Below are 255 nucleotides of genomic sequence, written 5' to 3' on the forward strand. Positions count from 1 at the left end.
ATGACTGCGTTATCTACATCCGCTTCGTTGGCATCAGCAGTAGACGCAATTTCTTGCCCGGTGGCCGGATCAAAGATCGCCAACCGTTTTTCACTTTGTGCGGGGCCAGGACGACCATCAATATAAAGACCGTGTTGACGATCGAGAAACTGTTGGACCTGGCTTAATACTGCTACATGCGGCTCTGTCATCACTTTTCCTTATTATTTACCCAGTGTGATTTCAGTGTACGCAGCGACAAGAAAAGTCACTTTT

The 255-nt window shown here is 47.1% G+C and carries 1 pseudogene; it reads right to left on the reverse strand.

What is annotated here, in order from left to right:
- A pseudogene (locus tag R0J92_RS24630) lies at nt 1-191 on the reverse strand (hypothetical protein); the annotation flags it as partial.
- Nucleotides 192-255: the final 64 nt, after the last annotated feature.

It is taken from the genome of Tritonibacter sp. SIMBA_163 (assembly GCF_046535935.1).
Taxonomy (GTDB): domain Bacteria; phylum Pseudomonadota; class Alphaproteobacteria; order Rhodobacterales; family Rhodobacteraceae; genus Epibacterium; species Epibacterium scottomollicae.